This window comes from Mesorhizobium sp. M7A.F.Ca.US.006.04.2.1, assembly GCF_004022915.1.
Lineage (GTDB): Bacteria > Pseudomonadota > Alphaproteobacteria > Rhizobiales > Rhizobiaceae > Mesorhizobium > Mesorhizobium ciceri.
Genome location: NZ_RZQA01001588.1, coordinates 1 through 542 on the forward strand (window position 1 = coordinate 1; position 542 = coordinate 542).

A 542-nucleotide genomic window follows, 5' to 3' on the forward strand; every position below is an offset into this window, starting at 1 on the left:
GAAATGATCCTTGCCGTCGGGTCCGGTCACCTTGGCGCCCATGGGCTTGGAATATTTGTCACCGAAATGGAAGATGTGGCCGACCTCGATGCCGCGCGCCGAAACCTTGTCGCTCTCGCCGATCTTCTCCCACGCCGCCTCGTCATGCATCTCGTCGGTGGCGGCGTAGGGCGTCGTCCATGTCTTGACGATGTCGGCGATCTCGGCGTCGTTGGCAAAATCGGTGTTGGCGCCGGGCACATCGAGCGCAAGATAGTCGCGGTGGCAGTAGACCTGGCTCTCGCCGGTGTCGGCCAGGATGATGAATTCATGGCTGAGATCGCCGCCGATCGGCCCGGTGTCGGCCCGCATCGGTATTGCCTGCAGCCCCATGCGCGTAAAAGTCCGGAGATAGGACACGAACATCCTGTTGTAGGCCGCCTTGGCGCCTTCGAAGTCGAGATCGAAGGAATAGGCGTCCTTCATCAGGAACTCGCGCGACCGCATGACGCCGAAGCGCGGCCGCACTTCGTCGCGGAACTTCCACTGGATGTGGTAGAGAT

Annotated in this window: 1 protein-coding gene; it reads right to left on the reverse strand. The window is 61.4% G+C overall.

The window, feature by feature from the left end; all coding sequences use genetic code 11:
- Positions 1-542: aminoacyl--tRNA ligase-related protein (locus EN925_RS38895; RefSeq protein WP_348630398.1), on the reverse strand; the 542-nt coding region annotated here is incomplete at both ends.